Source organism: Pseudoalteromonas rhizosphaerae (genome assembly GCF_028885455.1).
GTDB classification, from domain to species: Bacteria; Pseudomonadota; Gammaproteobacteria; order Enterobacterales; family Alteromonadaceae; genus Pseudoalteromonas; species Pseudoalteromonas rhizosphaerae.
Genome location: NZ_CP118496.1, coordinates 641,847 through 661,178 on the forward strand (window position 1 = coordinate 641,847; position 19,332 = coordinate 661,178).

Here is a 19,332-nt window from a genome sequence, read left to right on the forward strand (position 1 = left end):
ATAAAAGCAAAATTAATAAACCCCGCATTTAAGCGGGGTTTATTTTTTTCATTAATATCATTGCTTAAAGTGTCGCTTTATCCCCTTTGGTCTACACTTATTAAAAAAAATAGGGCCTATTATGATTCAAATTATTGCTAATATTCGGTCGCGTTATCGTTGGGCGTTATTAGCGATAGCGATTCTCTCGAGCGCGAGTGCTCTGCTTATTCAGTTTATGTTTTTTGTGCAAAAAGATGATGCTCATATTATCAATGTTGCGGGTAAGCAGCGGATGTTGTCACAAAAAATCGCTTGGCATAGTAATGCCTTGGTTACTGAGATTGGTAGCAATATTAAATTACACCGTGATGTATTAGCTAAAGCGAGCGCAGAGTTTAGATCAGGGCATGAATTTTTAGTGCAACAGCATTCTAATGGCGATTATTTATATTTAGACGACCAGTTAGTTGCTTATTATTTTTCATCACCAATTAACCTTGCGCAAACGTCGCTAGCGTATTTGGCTAAAGTGCAGCTACTGTTAAATGCTCCTAGTGCAAATACAGCAGAAAAGCGATTTACAGTTGCTGAGGTTGAACGCTTGCTCAAGGAGCTTGATGGTGCAGTCACGCTATTTGAACAACAAGCAAAGTTCAAAACCCGAGTGCTGTCCAACTTAGAGCTGGCTTTTTGGCTATTAACTTTAGTGTTGCTATTCATTGAGCTGAAATTTATATTTCAGCCTATGGAGCTGCAAATTACCGCTGCGATTAATAAATACCAACAACAAAAGTTGCGAGCAGAGCAGATAAGCACTTATAAAGAGCGCTTTATCGCACGGGCAAGTCATGAATTTAGAACACCGCTACAAGGGCTGGTAGACTCGATTGAGCAACTTCAGCTATCAGAATCTCAGCAAGCATTGCAAAAACAAGCAAAATATTGTGCCAGCAGAATTGTAAGTATGCTGGATGAGTTATATGAACTACAGCAGTTTAATACTGGGCAATGGCAGCTAAAATTTATCAAGCGTAATTTAATAACCACGCTTGAGTCGGCTATTACACCTTTTCAGTTTGCCTGTGATAACAAACAGTTAAAGTTTGAAGTAAAACTCAGTCCTGAGTTAGATCGCTATACAGAGTTTGATCATTTACGATTGCAGCAAATCATTACCGAACTACTTAGTAATGCCATTAAATTTACTAGCACTGGACAGGTTTCAATATCCGTTAGTTACCAAGATGGTCATATTAAAATAGTGGTCGCTGATAGCGGCGTTGGTTTTGCTCAATGCTATCCATATTTAAATCATCATAGCATCGAACAGGGCAATGATTTTCAGGGCTTACAAACCGGTTTAGCGCGTGTGCAACATATTGTCAGTGCTATGCAAGGCGGCGTTGAGTTTAAAGATGTCATACCGCATGGTGCACAGATTAAGATCCGTTTGCCATTATCTAAAGCTGCACTACTAACGAAGCAAGGCAACTTACCTGCACAACTGCATTGCTTAATCGTAGAAGACAATTTATTAAACGCGACAATTTTATCGCGAATTTTAACCGAGCTTAATTACACGGTTGAAGTTGCTGAAAACGGTTTAATAGCAACACAAAAAATTGCTGAAAGTGAGTTTAATGTGATTTTTATGGATTTGAACATGCCGGTGATGGATGGCTTTCAAGCGATTGATATTATCCGCCAAGAACTAAATTCAACGGTTCCGATCATTGTGATCACCGCCAACACTGCGCCAAGTGATTTAGAGCGAACTTATGAACTTGGCTCTAATGTACATGTTTATAAACCATTTTCGGTTGCGGATATTAAAAAAGCCCTCATGAATGTATTTAACGAGGGCTGATAATTTTAGTGGCTGATTTTAATATCACCTACACCGACTTTAACGTTAATGCGGTATTGGCCGTCACCGTTATATTTACTAGTTGAGGTGACCAGCTTACGGCTATGTTTAGCATCATTTTTCATGCCTGCTATTTTGGTGTCGCCAACACCACTATCTAGGGTGATCGTTTGATAGTCAGCTAACGCGCTGCTGATCCGTACTGCGCCCACACCGACATCGATGCTGGCAGTATTAGCAAAATTATTTACTTCAATATCGCCCACACCTAGCTCTAAATCTATCGCCATGGTTGTTGGTATACTTACCAGCCAGCTTTGTTGTACATCGTCATTATCAATCGAGAGGCTCAGCTTATCGCTACTTTGTTGATGTTTTAAAGTGATATCTTCAAGTGCAACATCATCACTAAACCAATTATCATTTTTCGCTTTTAGCTCAATCGACACGGTTACTTGGTGACCTTGATGGGTGCTAAGTTCTAGGCTGCCAACGGGCACGTTGATCGCCAATGCCTGCTTCGCAGTGACATCAAAGGTCTGTTCAATTTTTTGCTCAGCATGAGCAGCTAAACTACTGGTTAATAGAATTACGGCTAAACTAGAGATACTAAGTGTATTCATTATTTTTACTCGTTGTTAATGGCTTTATAGATTAGACGTTAGCAGATTTAAAAAGGTTTAAACCGTGTGAATTTTATTCTATAGCCATGCTAATAAAAGTCATGTATTTTCAAACTAATTAATTTAAGAGCTAAAAAGGATCGCTGTGCAGTCAATTAAACTCAATAATGTGACGGCTAACCTTGGTACCAATGATCGCGAAAGTTTTCTCGTAAGTAATCTAACTTGGCAGGTTGAGAGCGCTCAGCATTGGGTGCTGCTTGGCGGTAACGGAGCAGGAAAATCAGCCATAACAGCAGTATTACTCGATCAAGCTAATATTGTCAGTGGTACACGAAGTTGTGATTTTAAGCGTACAGAAATAGTCTCTTCAGATCTGCAAAAGCAATTGATTACTGCTGAGTTATTAGCTGATCAAGACGACATCACCGATGGTAAAACCAGCCCTAAATTGGTGTCAGAGCTGATTTATCAGCAATCAGGCCCATATTTTGATCAACAGCTATGTCAGCAGTTAATTACAGGGTTTGCTTTTGAGGCATTGCTTAAGCAACGTTTGCGCGCACTCTCAACCGGGGAAACACGTAAACTAATGTTAATTAAAGCACTGAGTAATCGCCCCGAACTGATTGTGCTTGATGAACCGTTTGACGGTTTGGATGTGCAAAGCGTTGAGCTATTACGTAGCGTATTAATCGAACTAAGTGCCAGCATGACCATGGTCTTTGTGGTTAATCGGTTAGATGAAATCCCCGTATTTATTACGCATTATGGTTATGTGAAAAATGGCGAATTACAACAGCAACTAGCAACACCTGACCTTAAGCAGCGCGATGATTTATTTAAATTATTACACCTACAACAAACTGATTTAACGATTCCTAGCAAAGACGTGGCACACAGTGCCCCAGAGTTTAATGAGCCTGAGTTAGTACGGTTGCAAAATGCCAGCGTCAGTTATAGCGGTAAGGTTATTTTTAACCACTTAAATTGGACAATCAAAGCACGACAGCATTGGCAGCTCAGTGGTCAAAACGGCTCCGGCAAAACCTGCCTGCTTAACTTAATCACTGGCGATAACCCGCAGTGTTATAACAATGATATTAAAGTGTTTGGCTATCAACGCGGCAGTGGTGAAAGTATTTGGCAAATTAAGCAGCATATTGGCTATATTTCGAATGCTTTGCATATGGAATATCGGGTTAGTATTTCGGCGCTCAATACCATAGTGTCAGGCTTTTACGACAGCATTGGCTTGTATCAAAAGCCAACTCAAATTCAGCTTGATATCGCCATACAATGGTTAGCATTATTAGGTTTGAGTGAGTTAAAAAACACCCCATTTACACAACTGTCTTTTGGTGACCAACGCATGCTATTGATTGCCCGCGCTATGGTAAAACACCCCACATTACTGATTTTAGACGAGCCATGTTTGGGGCTTGATGAAGCCAATCGGCAGCGTGTTTTACTGTTAATCGAAAAAATATGCACCGCAGGCAGTAGCACAGTGATTTATGTAAACCACCATGCGAAAGATAAAATTACCGGGATAGAGCACTATTTAGATATGGCTGATTTTAGGTAAGGAAAAGGTTCTAGTTTTTAGGTACTAGGTGCTAGGAAAAACCAGAGCAGCTCGGCGTTAAATTTATCGCCGTAGGTTGGGTTGAGTGCAACGAAACCCAACAGCCATTCTTGCAAAGTAACTCCGTGATATTAAACCCCCTGTGAAACGCTGAATTTTGCATCTAAAGGTGGTTTGGGTATATGGATAGCAAACAGTTACATAATTTGTTATTAATGAGTAATGTAAATAAGAGAACGCGCCTTTTGTATAAAAGAGGAACGTGCACTTTGATTAAGTTGTTAAAAGGCAAAGCATGGCATACGCGATTCATATGGAAAGAGAACCAGAAATTAAGCTTGAAGAGTGGATTGAGTCTGTCAACTCAACTGAAGGGTGTCGAATTAATAATGAAGGTGTCTCTGCCATTAATCCCAATACTGGAGAAGAAATCCACATTTCAGGAACTGAAGGGGATGTTGAGGTTTTATTTCAAACGAATGGTTTTCTTGGTATTGGTAAAAAGTCTTCATGGGAAATGTGCATCACCTTTTTCGAGGGGCGTGCTTCTTTTAAACCCACTAAAGATTTTGAATTTACAGAGAATCCTGTGAGAGTGGTCATTTTTAAACTGGCTAGACAACTATCAGCTAAAGTCGTCGGCGATGAAGACGAGGTATACGAGTGGTAATACCTTTTAATAAGCGCAGACATGACGACGTATTTTTTCGCTGCGCTAAAAACATGCGCGTGATTTCAGCGTTATGTTTTTATTCAGATTTTGCGATAATATTTATCTGTTAATGAATAAAAAGGGTTTTCATGAAAGAAGCTATAGATGAAATAAAAACTGAATTTAAAGCCAAATTATTATTTTGGAATAACATTCAAAGTAAAAAAATTAAAGTGGCATTAATATTCTTATTTATAGCTCTTGTTGGTTTAAAGGTTTTTACAACAGTTTTAACATTTGATTGGTTAGCAAGTTTATTTAGCTAGTTAGATCTGTGCAGTAAAAACAAAAATATATGAGCCTTAACTCTGGCAATAGGTACTAGTGTTCTTTTTGACCGTTTTTATATAGTGATGGTCAATTCTAAATCAATAAACCAATTCGTTTACTTACTCTAAAGCCCAGCGTCTCTTATCCTCTTTGTGAATCATTCAATTAAAGATCTTTTTTCATGGTGCAGTCGGGAGGCCAGCATCGCAGGAAGGGTATTGTGAGTATTTACATAGAAAGCGACGAGCAAACGTGAGTAATTGCTAAAAACCCTTAGCCTAGTATTTAACTTCGTATAAACCCCCAGTCAGTAATTCGCAAGCTGCTAATTTGCAGTCATTCACATGTATTAAATTTAGGTTTTACAGCCCATTGACAGTTTTTTCTGTAAGTAGAATAGATATTGTTGAAAAGTAAATAGAGCAAATTAGTCAGCTTTCTGGTTGTTGTCCTAAATGAGAATATTAAGATGGGTATCACTTTATTCTCGATAAAATTAATCTAGGATTTTTCTATTTAACTCTAAAGGTAGGTTTTTTCTAAGATTAATACCATTCACTATTTCATTGTTATGGCTTAGTTATACCAATTCGAATAACAAAGGATGTACCAATGAAACTCAATAACTACTTACTTACATTTTGCTGTGCTATTGGCAGCGCTCATCTTCATGCTGACGAATTTGCTAACGCTGGTGGCCATGCAACAACGAAACCGATAGAGCCGATTATGGCCACTATTCCTGCTGGCAGTTTTGCTATGGGATCTACTAAAAAAGAAAGTACCCAGCCTGTTACTAACGTCAATGTTAAAGAATTTAGTCTGGGTAAATATGAAGTCACCGTAAGTGAATTTCGTCGTTTTATTGCGGCAACAAATTATGCTGCACCAAAAGAATGCCGACATGAAATGAACGGGTGGTTCTTACCGTATTCAAAAGGCAACTGGGAAACTAATGCCTTAAATACCAGCGAATTTCAGCCCGTTGTTTGTATCAATTGGCAAGCGGCACAGGCTTATACAAAATGGTTAGCGAAGGAGTCCGGTAAGCCTTATCGATTACCAACCGAGGCTGAGTGGGAATATGCCGCTAGAGCTGGCACTAAAACCGATTATTATTTTGGTGACGATCCTGATAATACACAAGTGTGTAACTATGCCAATGTTGGCGATTTATACGGTGAAAGTATCTTGCAGCGCGACAGTAATACTAGCTATTACAACTGGAGTGGCGATATAGCCCATTGTAATGATCACTCAGCTTACGCCAGCATTGTTGGTATGTATGAGCCTAATGCTTTTGGTTTGTTTGATGTATTAAGTAATGTACAAGAATTCTTAGCTGATTGTTATGTGCGAGGCTACAAGCATATCGCTAATGATGGTTCAGCTTACGTAAGTGACGAGTGTGAGCTGCGTGCTGCTCGAGGTGGTAGTTGGCATTGGAGTCATAGTCCGCTATTTAGTCGAGGCGCTATTCCAGAAGATTTTGCTGGCGGCGTTGATGGCTTTAGACTCGCACTTGATGGAGCCGCCCCCAAACTAGCTAAAAGCAGTCAAAAATTTCAACGTGAGTTAATTTTTGCTCAACAACAAGAGCAAAAGCGCCGAGATAATCAGCCTGCTATTCCAGCCCAAGTGACTAATGTTGTATTAACGCAAACAGACGATTCGGTAACGCTAACGTGGGATAAAAGTGAGGACAGTGATGTCGATAGCTATCGTGTTTATCGCAATTTACTTTCTGGTGGTATGTTTAAGTTACTTGCAAGCAACCTGACTCAAACAACGTTTACAGATAAAAATATTGGGCAACATAAATATGACTATACCGTGGTGGCTGTTAAACAGCATCTGCAAAGTCACTACAGTAAGCCGATAACCATTGAACCAGGTTGGATAAGTGTTCCCGGTAAAGTAGAAGCTGAATGGGCAGTCGAATTTAGTGATAGTGTAATTTCTTTTAGCTCTGATGGTGAGCGCTTTGGTAGCGTCTTAACGGGGCCAGATGCTATAGGTAAAAACGCTGTTATTACTTATCAGCTTAATGTCGTCAAAGCAGGGTTTTACCAACTTGAATATCGTGTTGCAGCCGAACGAGATACCAAAGGATTTGACGTCTATAGTAATGAAAAAAAATTGGCTGAAAACCCAGTACTTAAAACCGGCGGTTACGATAAATGGCAAATTCAGCAAGGCTCTCTGGTTAAGTTGAAACAAGGTAAGAATACACTAACCCTAAAATCTCGCGACAATAATTGGAAACTGAATTGGTTATCCTTGAAAGCGAGTTAATACCTAGTTAGAAAAAGCAAAAACTACTTGGGTAGCTTTTTAGCGTGGCTCTTGAAATATGCTTGCTACCCTTACTAGCTCGATAAAAAAGAGCAAAAAAATTTTTAAATAGCGTTTTTAAAGATTAAGCGTAAGTAATTTATCTTTATTATAACGTCGCCAATTCTCACCCGCATGCTCAGTAATATATTGAGAATAGAAGTCGTAATTTTCAGAGTCATTGTTATCACTACATAATAACAACGCAACATCCAAACTCAGGTTTCTGTCACCAGAAAGTTGCGCTTGTTCAAAGGTGTGTTTTGCTAAGCGATTAAAGTCCTTTGTTTGTTTACTGGCTTGGGCAAATAAAGTTTTTAGATAAGAGTTTTGTGGACTATCAATAGATGTAGTCGTTACAGATAAATTATCAATCAATGCCTTGGCTTCCGCCAAGCGATTTTCATCAAGGTAATATTGTAGCAAACTCTTGCGGCTACTTTGCGCAACCCAGTGGTCAGGCGTTAATTTGGTAAAGTCGAGTACTTGTTTAAAATGAGGTTCTTTGTCTGCTGGTGTTTGGGCAAAAATAGCATAATGAAAGGGGATTTTAGCAAAGTGATATGGTGGCAAGTTATACGCTTTCATTTTACGTTCAGCTTGTTGTAAATAAAGGTATTGGTCTGTTGCTTGCTTATTTTTATAAGCTAAAACTGAAAGGTAAGTGAGAGCATCTAATTCACGCAGTATATCGTTAACCTGCAGTGATAATTGCGCGGATTTGAGCACCGCATTGTAGTTTTTATTTTGGTGATCTAACCAAGATTGAGCAAACCAGGCATCTGCTAGGCGCTTAGCATCATTAATCTTTTTGAATTGAGAAATTGCGCTGGCGAGTTTTTCTGAACTGAGCTCAAACAATTCTTTTCTTGTTAAAATTTCACTTTGTAGTAATAGGGCGTTACCTAATTGTTGTGTGTTTTGTGCTTCAATAGCAAAATTAGCAAGTTTATCAGCCATTACCATGGCTTTTTCAAACTCTTCCATTTGAATATAAAGCATCGCCAACTTGCCTAAGTTAATAAAGTCGTTAGGTTTGCTTTTATGGGCGATAGATAACTTAGCCAGTCTGATTTCAAGTGACTGTGGTGACATTAATAAGTCATAAATGTAATCTTGTGATAAGTGCTGTTTTAGCTTGCTTATCACTGCTTGATTGGAAGAACCTGTTAATTGTCCGCGCCAGTCCGTAATAGGACCTTTCAAGATAAAATCTAGATAGGTGAGTGAATTATAGGTACGTACGTTGGCGGTTAGTATCAGTGGATGCTTATCAGCAAGCTTTGGATATTCACTCTCAATCGATGTTTCAAAGTGCAAAGGGCTTAGTTGGGGTAGTTCTGTAAAATCAAAAAATTCATCATCAGCGAGCTTTATAGTGTTGTTACTAAGGCTTTGAGTAAAAGGTATATAAGCAATGCCAATTGCAGCAGGTGCGGCGACTTTATCAGAACTATGTGGGAATAGGATTAAGATTGCTGTGGCGAAAACAACCAGTAAACTTGTGAGCAAAGCATAAAATCCCATAGGCTTTTTTTCTGTAGGGCCAACTTTAAATATATCGCTTGAGTTTATGTCAGACGTTGCGTTAGCACCGATTTTTTGTGTCAATGGCATAGTTGCTATTGGCTTAGCTTTAATTGTAGTAGTCGTAATGTTTACAGATCGAGGCTCAGTTATTACTGCTGTTTGTATTTGGCTTGTATTCAATTGCCATTGATAACCTCGCTTAGGGAAAGTTTTAATCGCGCTATTACCAAAAACAGCTCTTAGATGGCTAATATTTTGAAATACAGCCTGTTCAGACACCACTTTATCGTGCCAAACCTTAGTTAAAATAGCATCTTTACTAAAAACTTGTGTGGAATCAGAAAGCAGTAACGCCAATAGCTTAGCTTCATTAGGACGAATATCAATATCGTCGCCATTTTTGCTGAGTATTAAGTTGTTACTGTCGAATTCAAAATCTAAAAAAGTATATCGCATTATTTAAAGTATTTAGTTTGCTGCTACTATAATCCAACATCATCTTAACCGACCTAATGTTTAAAGGGGAGTATTTATCAATAGCGTGATGACAAGATTAACAGTTACATCATCATCAGCCTCAACTTATCTATGTATTCAAATAAAAGCCTTACCCATTTTGAATAAGTGCATGATTGCGACATGTTGAATTCAGAAATGAAAAAAATGTTCCTACATTTATCAACCAAATAGTAAGGTCAGATATCAGCTACACAACCTTAGCAGAAAGACCTGTCTATCTGCTAAGGAAGTTATATTTACTAATACTTAACAAGCAGCAAAAATAAATTGAGTATCTCTCTATTTATAAGCGAGTTACGCTAAATCCCTGATCTTGAAATTGCTTTAACAAACCGTGTTGTTCTGGCAAATGCAGGGCGCCTACGGCGATAAATAGTTTTTCTTTACCGATGCGAGGCGTGAGCTCTCTTACCCAATTATTGTTACGTTCAATCAGCATTACTTGTTCGCTGATCTCACCGTAGTTGCTGTCGTCAAAGCTTTCATTGTAATACTTAGTTAAGGTCGCCATATCACCATTTTTCCATGCATTAACTAAGCTAATAAAGTAGGTTTCAACGTCGGCAAGCTGTTCAAACGTTTCTTCAATCATTTCGTTACTTAACAACGATAGATTATTAAACATCTCCATTTGATATTCGAGAGTTTCTAATTCGCCAACTGGTATATTGTTGGTTTTTGTATAGGCAAGTACTTGCTTATCAATGCCATATTGATCGGAAAAACCAATATTTTGAAATTCGATTTGCAACATAGTAACCATTACGGCCCATGGCGCCATATTGTTAAACATCGCAATATCAATTGATTTGTTGCTGAAGTATTGGTCAAGCTTCTTATAGTTTTGTTCCGAAAGCTCAGTTTGCAGTGTTTTGCCATTTTTTAGCATCATAAAAGGCATTGAGCGGCGCTGCATTTCCATCGGGCTAATTGCACTAACATTGACTTCAACAATTACTTTATCACTGGCATCAAGCGCGTCGGTTACTTTTTTAGGTAGTCCTTTCATGGTGGCATCACCGACATGCACAGTGCCAAACAAATATGATTTAACACCATTTTTTTCTAATTGCCACAACCCAGGTTCACTGTGGCTAGCAAAACTAATACACAGTAAAAGGGATAAAATAAAGTAACTGCTAATACGCTGAGTGAGGTTCATAATTGTCCTTATTGGTTGGGTATATATCCATATTAAACCAATACGCTTAATTGGGTAACGTTAAAATTAATGCTAAGCGAGAGTTTGGCTTGTTTTTTGCGCTGATGGTAAAGTTATTGAGATTACATAAACTGTTCACTATCGCTAGTCCCAAGCCGTGGCGTTGGTTATTCGTTCGTGAGCTATCAAGCTGGTAAAGGGGGGCAAAAATAGCCTCTAGTTGTTGTTCACTTAAAGGCTTAGCTAAAGCGTTACATAGCGTGATTTTGGTGTGATATTCAGTTTGTTCGACCTGTAAGTTGATAGGTTGGGTGCTAAGCCCATAAAACAATGCGTTATCGAGCAAGTTAGATAAAATGGTATGCAGGCAAAATCGATCAGCGGTGATCATCAGCTCAGTTGCAACATTTAGCAGTAAGCGCTGCTTAATATCGGCATGTTTAAACTGCAGTTCATTGCTTAATTGCGTAATAAAGTCACTTAAATTAACGCTTTCTAAATTGAGCTCTACAGCGCTACTACCAGCGCGCTGTAATAGCAGCAAGTTATTGACGATGGTTTTCATACGCTGAGATATAGCCAATATATCGCTGGTATATGTGGCGCTAATACGCTCATCATCAGGGTAGCGCAGTGCCACTTCTGACAAGCTGATCAGCTCAGAAATTGGCGTTTTCAATTCATGGGCGATGTCGCTGGTTAGGCGTTTTTCATTTTGATAGAGCTGTTGATTGGTGGTAATAAATTTATTCAGCTCATTACGAATAGGTTCAATTTCCTCTACCTGAAAGTCACTTTTGATAGTTTGTGAGGCGCCAGTGATATCGAGTAATTTTATTTGTTCATTTAAGTTGTTCAGTGGAAAGAGGCCACGATTAACGATTCGAGTGACTAAATAACGTACTCCAAAAACTGCGATAATGCAGGTCAGAATAAAAACCACATCAATGATCAGCAATACTTTATTTAATGATGAAATAGGGGCTGCGATAGTTAAAACCATGGTCTTAAAATGACCGCTGCCGCGTGCTGCTTCGTCTTCTTGTTGGGCAATGAAGTGGCTGATCATGGCGCGACCCTCTTCACCGTTAGGCAAAGTGTAATCAATAATTTTAAATTCGTTAATGGGGATAGCGAAATTGGGTAAATCAATATTTTGATATAGTTGCAATGAATCTGATTTTTCAAACGTCTGTTGTTCGTGCCATAGCTGATAAAATTCGCTGGCATTAGCCTGCTCATATTCAGACATAAATTCGCCAGCAAAATCAAACTCTAGTTTGCCATTATGATCTTTCACTAAGGTTTTTAAATAATTAGATTTATTAGTTAACGATTGATGAAATTGGTTTTCAACCCAAGAATCAACGCTCAAATCGACAGTTAAAAAAATAGTAACCAGAATAATCGACAGTACGGCACTAATATTATTGACGAGTTTACGCTTGATAGAGTGATGTTTAGTTTTTGGCAGCTCAGTTTTGAGAGGCGACATAACCAAATCCACGTTTATTTTTAATTGGTAGTTCGCCGCCGAGCAGCCGTACTTTTTTGCGGATCGCTGAAATATGCGCTTCTAGGGCATTTTTTGACAGCATATCAAATTGGCCGACCACGGCTTCGCTGATCATCTCAAGGCCTAATACCCGTTCTTTGGCACTAAATAAGCACTCAATGATTTTATATTCGTTGCGAGTAAGGTTTATAGGCTGCTGCTGATAATGCAGTGTTTTTAAGCTCAAATCTAACACGCATTCTCCTACACAGAGTGTGTTTTGCTGGTTTTGTAATTGGCCTCGCCGAGACAGCGCCAGTACTCTGGCATGTAGTTCTTCAAACGAAAACGGTTTCGTTAGATAATCATCAGCACCTTTCATTAAGCCGTTTATTTTGTCTTGTGCTTCAGAGCGAGCAGATAAAATTAATACCCGAGTTTGACTCGAGCTGCTACGCAGTGCCTTGAGAATACTCATGCCATCAACACTTGGTAGCATTAAGTCGAGAATGATTAAATCATAGTCGCCACACAGTGCCATGCTTAAACCGTGTGAACCATCACCGGTACCGTCCACGGTAAAACCGAGATTATTAAGGCCTACATCTAGGCTGCGTCTAAGCGGTTCAGAATCTTCGATTACGAGTATCTTCATGATCTTAACTCAATTAAATAACATGTTCGCTTTGCTACTTTAGCAAGGCTTATAGATTAATGATACCAACTCTTTTGATAGGCTAAATTACCTAAATTGGCATGTGCCAGTGCTTTTTTCACCAATTGTGGGTCGTTGCTGGTGGGCACTAATTTATCTTGTGTGTATATATAAGTGGTTGCTGGTTTTTGTGGTTGTAAAATTACGACCTTATTACCTTGGCCACTATTACCGGTTATGTAGGCAAAGTTTTTATCGTATTGCATCATTGCGCGTTGTTTGTTATCAGCGATTGGCTGCGCAAGATCGCGACCTATCATCGGATGTTCACCACTGGCTCCAATTAAGGATAATAATGTTGTCGGAATATCAAGTTGGCTGGCAAGCTGATGGTCACGCTTGGCATTGATACCCTTGCCAAAAATAACCGCAGGAATACGAAAGTGCTCAATCGGCACTAAACTTGCGCCCGATACGCGCGAATCATGATCGGCAATCACTATAAAGACGGTATCGTCCCAGTAACTTGATTGCTTTGCTTTTTCGATAAAGGTGCCTAATGCATAATCGGCATATTTTGCCGCATTATTGCGAGTTTGTTTTTGCTTATCGTATAAGGTGATTTTATTATCTGGAAACTCATAAGGGCTGTGATTAGAGCTGGAAAATACCAAGCTAAAAAAAGGTTTACCTTGTTGTTGTAACTTAGTCAGTTCAATATCCGCTTGGTTAAAGAGATCTTCATCAGAGGCGCCCCATGAGCCATTAAAATCAATATTGGCAAAGTCATTACTATCTACAATGTGTTGAAAGCCATTACCCAAAAAGAAGCTTTGCATATTATCAAAGTGACTTTCACCACCGTAAATAAATTGGGTGTGGTAATTTTGTTTACTTAAAAAGTCAGCAATGGTAAAAAAATCACGTTGCGATTTATCAAGCTTTACTACTGCGCGAGAAGGCGTCGGGGTAAAGCCAGTGATAACAGCTTCTATACCACGTACTGAGCGTGTGCCTGTGGCGTATAAATTATCAAACCCCCAACCTTGCTGATAGAGCTTGTCTATATTAGGAGTTAAAGGTAAACCGCCTAAAGTACCTACATAGCGAGCACCTAAACTTTCTTGTAAAATGATGACTAGATTTTTGGGTTTCCCTTGATACGCCGCTTGATGAAAGGTTTTGGTTGGAGCGCTGGCATCGTTAAAAACAGCTTGTTCATTTTGCATACTCGCGCGCACTAAGGCTAATAATTCCTCTTCTGGTATTGCACCATAAAAGTCTTGGCTTGATTTTTCGTTACCGAGTTGTTTAATTGCAAAGGCTACGCTATACAATGAGTTAAGGCTAAGATCATTAAGTAAATGATCGGTTGAAAATGCCACCATTGCAGGGTTTAACGGTCGATGACCTAGTGAGTTACGTGCACCTAGAACGGTTAAGCACAGTAGGCTAATCACCAATAAGGAGTGTTTTATGATTGGCAACTGACAGTGGCTACGCCATTGGCTGGTAAAAACTTTTGTAGCCAGTTTTACTCCGACGATCAAGAATAGTAAAGTGGCGAATACTTCTATTTTATACCCTGCAAAAATCATTCGAGAGACTTCTTTTGGGTATATTAAGTATTCAATAAATAAGCGGTTTGGACGTAAGTCATATTCATTAATAAAGGTCGGAGTGATTACTTCAAAGAAGATCAACAGAGCAGCCATTAGCAGTAAATAGTATTTAATAATGCCACGGATAAGGTGCTGTTTAGAGATTAATGTGCTGATAATAATCAACAACAATGCTGGCATTAAAATATAGCTTAAGGTAGCCGTATCAACGCGCAAGCCGCCAATAAAAATATTTAGCCAAGCATGAGAGCTAAATACTCGCTCACCTTGCCATACACTTAAGCTAAAACGAGCCAGGGTTAACATAGTTAGCGATAAGCTAAAAAATGTTAACAATACCCAGTATGGACCGAGTTTATTTTTTAGTTGCGCAACACTAAATCTATCAGTTATGCCCATAAAATAGCCCACCAAATAAGTGTGCTTATTAGCATCGCTATAAATACACTGGCAGAGGCAATATCTTTAGCCAGCCCAGAGAGTTCATGATGTTCTGTACCAATACGATCAACTACTACTTCAATCGCAGTATTGACTAATTCAGCGAACAGTACAAACAGCAAGCTGGCAATTAAAATAAGTTTATCGCTGGTGGGAATATTCGCCAGCCATGCAAACACTCCAAGTAATAAAAATAGCGCTAGTTCTTGCTGAAATGCAGCTTCAAATCGCGTCATCCATTTTAAGCCATTAAAAGTATGGCGTAAGGTAAATAAAAGGCGTAGTAGTCCTTGACGTTTGAGTACCGTTTTCGAATTATTCATTATTGTTCTTCACTTTGTTATTGATTGTTTTACAGTTACTTACTAAATCTAAAGGTAGTTCATAAGTTTTACTTTTGATGCCTATTAGACTTATTAATGTATGAAAAATATTGTCGTGAGAAGCTGCTTGTTGTTGATCAACACTCTTCAAGCAACTTTCTGTAATGCGTTGATTACCTTTGGCAGCCCATATATACATTGGGACATGTGTTTGGCCACTAGGAGCAAAACTATAGGGAAAGCCATGTAAGTAGGCGCCGTTTTCGCCGAGCGACTCACCGTGATCTGAAATATATACAAAGGTTTTATCAATATTGTCAGGTAAGTTATTCAGTTCGGTTAACATTAATGAGTTTACGTAGTCGCTATACGCTATGGTGTTGTCATAAGTATTAACTAACTGCTCAGTGCTACAGTTTTGTATATCACTGCGGTCGCAGGTTGGTGTAAATTGCTTAAATTGATCTGGGTAGCGTTGAAAGTAAGTGGGTCCATGAGAGCCCATCATATGCAATACAATGACCGTATTGGCTTGGCTTAGATTAGCTAGTTTACGTTTAAGTGGTGCTAGTAACGCTTCGTCATAGCAATGCTGTTGTTCACAAAGTGCAGAGTTATCTACCTTGATGGTAATGTTGGTGACGCGATTACAGACATTTTTACAGCCACTGTTATTATCAATCCACAACACATCAGCGCCAGCGCTTTGGGCAATGTCGAGAATGTTTTGCTGGTTATCAGCTTCGTTACGTGAGAACTCAGCTTGGTTTTGTTGTGAGAACATACAAGGGACCGATACCGCTGTTGCGGTTCCACAGGACGCTACATTGTTCAGGTACGTTACTTTGAAAGGTCGAGTGAAACGGTTGGTATCGCGTGTATAGCCTTGGTAAGCAAAGTTTTCAGCACGTGCTGTTTCACCTACCACGATAACGGTTACTTGCGTGTGTTGTGATGCACTTAGTACTGGCGCTGGGTCTAAAATTTGAAATGGTTCGTCAGAGACCAGCCATTGATCGCGAATATATTTATAGCCACTGCTTAAGTATTGAAATGGAATTAACTCTTTTTTTAATAATTGATTATTACGTCCGGTGGCGGCGTAGTCAGCATAAAAGCTCAACACAATTACGGCGATTAGAGCAAAGCAGCTAAGTACGAGTTTACTGCGACTTACCAGCTCTTTGGTTAGCGGACTAAAACGAATATTGGTTTTAATTAAAACCAATAGCGGCACTAAGGCAAATAAACAAAAGAACATGATAAATTGCAAGTTCAGATAGCTTGCCGCTTCATGACCGTCAGTTTCAAAGGTGTTTTGAATCATCGAATAGTCAAATACCACTCCATAATTTAAAGTGCCGTAAAGAGCGGCACATGAGCTTAACAATAATATGTAATTAATTGGTTTGAGTAGCCAGCGGCTAGATAATAATGAAAAGAAAATAATTAGTAAGCAAAGTAACAGTAACGGTACTGAGAGTAAAAATAACCATGAAAAAGAGGGCAGTGTGGTGATTGCGTTGAATGCACCATGCATAAAAGGAATATTGATTATTAAGCAGTAATAACATGCCAATGCAATAATAAAAGTATTGGCGCTACAGGTAATGTAGAAGCGCTTTTTAAAACCTGAACTGAAAAATTGGCCTACCAACATAAATTGAGAACTCAATAATAATAATTTAATACCTGCATAGTAGAGTCCAAGACTTAAGAAACACTTAAGGATAGCTAGTCATTTCCTGAATGAGGTGATTTAAAAAAGAATGATTTATTGTGATTTCGTCAAAAATTAATCAAACCAGTAATTGGTTATAACGAGGTATGAAATATCAATAGCTTCATATATTAGGAAAATTAATCTATTTAGGCTTACATATTGGATTTTTATGCCTTTAAAATTGATTGGTGAGTGTTTTTTTAGATTGATTTTAAGGTTGACTTAGCACTCCCATCGCGGTACTAATATAAAAAGACAGCGGGGGAGTTGCAATTCCTTCGTAAATTAACAAATTTTGGTATTTATTACATGCTTACAAACGCACTAAACCTAGTCCTTATTAACGTCGTGGTGATTATTATTACCGCGGGGGCTACTTAGTGCTTTAAAAATACGTAAAGCATTATAAAAGCCCCCCGCACTTAACCAGTCGGGGGGCTTTTTAGTTTCAGGGTTTAGCAATAGTTAAGTATAGATATGTCACTGAGGAATGAGGATTATTTAATGACAGGCGCAGAGTTAACAATTGATTTATTAGCCAAACACGGCGTAAAAGAAGTATTTGGTTACCCTGGTGGGGCAATCATGCCAATTTACGATGCGCTGTATGGTGCGCCGGTTAAACATTATCTCACTCGTCATGAGCAAGGTGCAGGTTTTGCTGCTGTTGGTTTTGCTCGTAGCACGGGTAAACTTGGGGTGTGTTTTGCGACTTCAGGCCCTGGGGCTACTAACTTAATCACCGCGCTTGCTGATGCGATGATGGATTCAGTGCCATTACTTGCGATCACAGGCCAAGTACCAACTGCTGCCATTGGCTCTGATGCGTTTCAAGAGATTGATGTATTAGGTATGTCATTATCCTGCACTAAGCACAGTTATATGGTTGAACGTCCTGAAGATTTAGCCGAAATACTGCAAGAAGCCATGCATTTAGCGCAATCAGGTCGTCCAGGCCCTGTGTTAGTAGATATACCAAAAGATATTCAAATGGCGCAAGTGCCTTTTCATCCTTGGCTTGCGGCTGATGATTACTTACCGGTGTTAGATTTAAAGCAAGTGGCTATTGCTAACCAACTATTAAGCGAAGCCAAACGGCCTGTTGCCTATGTAGGCGGCGGTGTACAGGCGGCTGATGCGCAAGTACAGCTAATGCAATTTTTAGAAAAAACCCAAATGCCTGCGGTTTCAACGCTAAAAGCATTGGGCAGTGTATTACCTGATTACGAATATAACTTAGGTATGTTGGGCATGCATGGCGGCCAAGCTGCAAATTTAGCGGTACAAGAGTGTGATGTCCTCGTATGTATCGGTGCGCGCTTTGATGATCGTGTAACAGGTAATTTAGGCAAGTTTGCGGCTAAAGCAAAAGTGATCCATTTAGATATAGATGCTGCTGAAATTGGTAAGCGTAAACCAGCTAAAGCATCGTTAGTTGCTGATTTAAAAACCTCATTGCCGCAATTAGAGTGCTTTGTAACTGAACAAGCATGGCGTGATCATGCCAAAGAGATGATGATTGAACATGCATGGCGCTATGACTATCCGGGCGAAAAAGTATATGCCCCGTATTTATTAAGCCAACTAAGCCAGCGGATGCCAAGTACAGGCGTTGTGTGTTGTGATGTAGGCCAGCACCAAATGTGGGTGGCACAACATATGAAGTTTAGTCATCCAAGCAACCACTTAAGTAGTGGTGGTGCAGGCACTATGGGCTTTGGTTTACCTGCGGCCATTGGTGCGCAAGTAGCTCGACCAAATGATTTTGTGATCACTGTTTCTGGTGATGGTTCAATCATGATGAACATTCAAGAGTTAGCCACTATTCGTCGTAACAATTTACCGGTAAAAATATTAATTTTAGATAACCAACGTTTAGGTATGGTTCGTCAATGGCAAGAGTTATTTTTTGAAGGGCGTTATTCTGAAACTGATTTATCAGATAACCCTGATTTTGTGCAATTGGCTGCCGTATTTGGTATCGCTGGGCAAACGATCACCCACGCTAACCAAGTTGATGATGCAATTACAGCATTAGTGAATAGTAAAGGTCCTTATATAGTACATGCCTGTATCGACGATAAAGAAAATGTTTGGCCGCTAGTACCGCCAGGTGCCGCGAATGACGAAATGATGACGGAGAGTGGAAAATGAAACACAGTTTAACAGTCGCTTTAAAAAATCAAAGTATCGCCGTTGAGCGCTTTTTGCGTGTAGTTCGTCATCGTGGTTTTGATTTAACCCATTTTCAATTGAATATGGATGATGGTCATTACCATGTGGCTATGACGGTCGACAGTGATAAGCCAATTCACTTATTAACCACGCAGCTCAATAAGCTGGTGGACGTTAAGCAAGTAACACTAGAAAATTTACAACAGCAAGCAATGTAGTTTGCTGTAAAAACTAAATCAACAGGGCTATTGGGTCTTTTCCCCTTAGCAATAAAAATTTAAGAATGAGGATGTCAGTTACATATTATAAGT

At 39.2% G+C, this 19,332-nt stretch carries 15 protein-coding genes; 7 read left to right on the top strand and 8 right to left on the bottom strand.

The features are described 5' to 3' along the window. The first annotated feature begins 121 nt into the window (after window positions 1–121). Window positions 122–1,849, top strand: a complete 1,728-nt coding sequence (locus tag PVK79_RS02890) for a response regulator (RefSeq protein ID WP_257325265.1) — start codon at window positions 122–124, stop codon at window positions 1,847–1,849. 5 nt (window positions 1,850–1,854) lie between these two features. On the opposite strand, the gene PVK79_RS02895 is transcribed toward PVK79_RS02890, so the two are convergent. After that, window positions 1,855–2,472, bottom strand: coding sequence for a hypothetical protein (locus PVK79_RS02895; protein WP_182731671.1), 618 nt, complete (start codon window positions 2,470–2,472; stop codon window positions 1,855–1,857). Between the two features lie 145 nt (window positions 2,473–2,617). Between PVK79_RS02895 and modF the strand changes: the two genes are divergently transcribed. The 4 genes from modF to PVK79_RS02915 all read left to right on the top strand — a co-directional run bounded on the left by modF (window position 2,618) and on the right by PVK79_RS02915 (window position 7,337). After that, window positions 2,618–4,060, top strand: coding sequence for a molybdate ABC transporter ATP-binding protein ModF (gene modF / locus PVK79_RS02900; RefSeq protein ID WP_257325266.1), 1,443 nt, complete (start codon window positions 2,618–2,620; stop codon window positions 4,058–4,060). A gap of 295 nt (window positions 4,061–4,355) precedes the next feature. After that, window positions 4,356–4,730, top strand: a complete 375-nt coding sequence (locus PVK79_RS02905; protein WP_257325267.1) for a hypothetical protein — start codon at window positions 4,356–4,358, stop codon at window positions 4,728–4,730. A gap of 131 nt (window positions 4,731–4,861) precedes the next feature. Continuing rightward, a complete protein-coding gene (locus PVK79_RS02910; RefSeq protein WP_257325268.1) occupies window positions 4,862–5,038 on the top strand; it encodes a hypothetical protein in 177 nt (58 codons plus the stop codon). A gap of 616 nt (window positions 5,039–5,654) precedes the next feature. Then, on the top strand, window positions 5,655–7,337 hold the full coding sequence (locus PVK79_RS02915) for an SUMF1/EgtB/PvdO family nonheme iron enzyme (protein WP_257325269.1): 1,683 nt from the start codon (window positions 5,655–5,657) through the stop codon (window positions 7,335–7,337). Window positions 7,338–7,454: 117 nt separating this feature from the next. Here PVK79_RS02915 and PVK79_RS02920 read toward each other — a convergent pair whose 3' ends face one another. The 7 genes from PVK79_RS02920 to PVK79_RS02950 all read right to left on the bottom strand — a co-directional run bounded on the left by PVK79_RS02920 (window position 7,455) and on the right by PVK79_RS02950 (window position 16,783). Continuing rightward, window positions 7,455–9,362 (bottom strand): transcriptional regulator, encoded by a 1,908-nt coding sequence (locus PVK79_RS02920; protein WP_257325270.1) that lies wholly within the window; start codon window positions 9,360–9,362, stop codon window positions 7,455–7,457. A 346-nt stretch (window positions 9,363–9,708) separates the two neighbouring features. Then, complete coding sequence (locus PVK79_RS02925) at window positions 9,709–10,587, bottom strand: TraB/GumN family protein (RefSeq protein ID WP_145238356.1); 879 nt, start codon at window positions 10,585–10,587, stop codon at window positions 9,709–9,711. Between the two features lie 46 nt (window positions 10,588–10,633). Continuing rightward, window positions 10,634–12,082, bottom strand: coding sequence for a sensor histidine kinase (locus PVK79_RS02930; RefSeq protein WP_257325271.1), 1,449 nt, complete (start codon window positions 12,080–12,082; stop codon window positions 10,634–10,636). Then, window positions 12,063–12,737 carry a response regulator transcription factor gene (locus PVK79_RS02935; RefSeq protein WP_182717666.1) on the bottom strand — a complete coding sequence of 225 codons (675 nt, stop codon included), beginning with the start codon at window positions 12,735–12,737 and terminating at the stop codon, window positions 12,063–12,065. The genes PVK79_RS02930 and PVK79_RS02935 overlap by 20 nt, the downstream gene beginning before the upstream one ends. Before the next feature lie 56 nt (window positions 12,738–12,793). Continuing rightward, window positions 12,794–14,758 (bottom strand): LTA synthase family protein, encoded by a 1,965-nt coding sequence (locus PVK79_RS02940; protein ID WP_257325272.1) that lies wholly within the window; start codon window positions 14,756–14,758, stop codon window positions 12,794–12,796. Beyond that, entirely contained in the window at window positions 14,749–15,123 is a 375-nt protein-coding gene (locus PVK79_RS02945; RefSeq protein ID WP_145238368.1) for a diacylglycerol kinase, read from the bottom strand. Before PVK79_RS02945 ends, PVK79_RS02940 begins: the two co-directional genes overlap by 10 nt. Continuing rightward, window positions 15,116–16,783: a phosphoethanolamine transferase gene (locus tag PVK79_RS02950; protein ID WP_257325273.1), complete on the bottom strand. Its 1,668-nt coding sequence runs from the start codon at window positions 16,781–16,783 to the stop codon at window positions 15,116–15,118. Before PVK79_RS02950 ends, PVK79_RS02945 begins: the two co-directional genes overlap by 8 nt. 567 nt (window positions 16,784–17,350) lie before the next feature. Here PVK79_RS02950 and ilvG point away from each other — a divergent pair. Together ilvG and ilvM are read left to right on the top strand one after the other, a co-directional pair. After that, on the top strand, window positions 17,351–19,000 hold the full coding sequence (ilvG, locus tag PVK79_RS02955; RefSeq protein WP_182819917.1) for an acetolactate synthase 2 catalytic subunit: 1,650 nt from the start codon (window positions 17,351–17,353) through the stop codon (window positions 18,998–19,000). After that, the gene (gene ilvM / locus PVK79_RS02960) at window positions 18,997–19,239 is read left to right on the top strand and encodes an acetolactate synthase 2 small subunit (protein WP_145238377.1); all 243 of its coding nucleotides are present in this window, start codon (window positions 18,997–18,999) and stop codon (window positions 19,237–19,239) included. Before ilvG ends, ilvM begins: the two co-directional genes overlap by 4 nt. The last annotated feature ends 93 nt before the right edge of the window (window positions 19,240–19,332 follow it).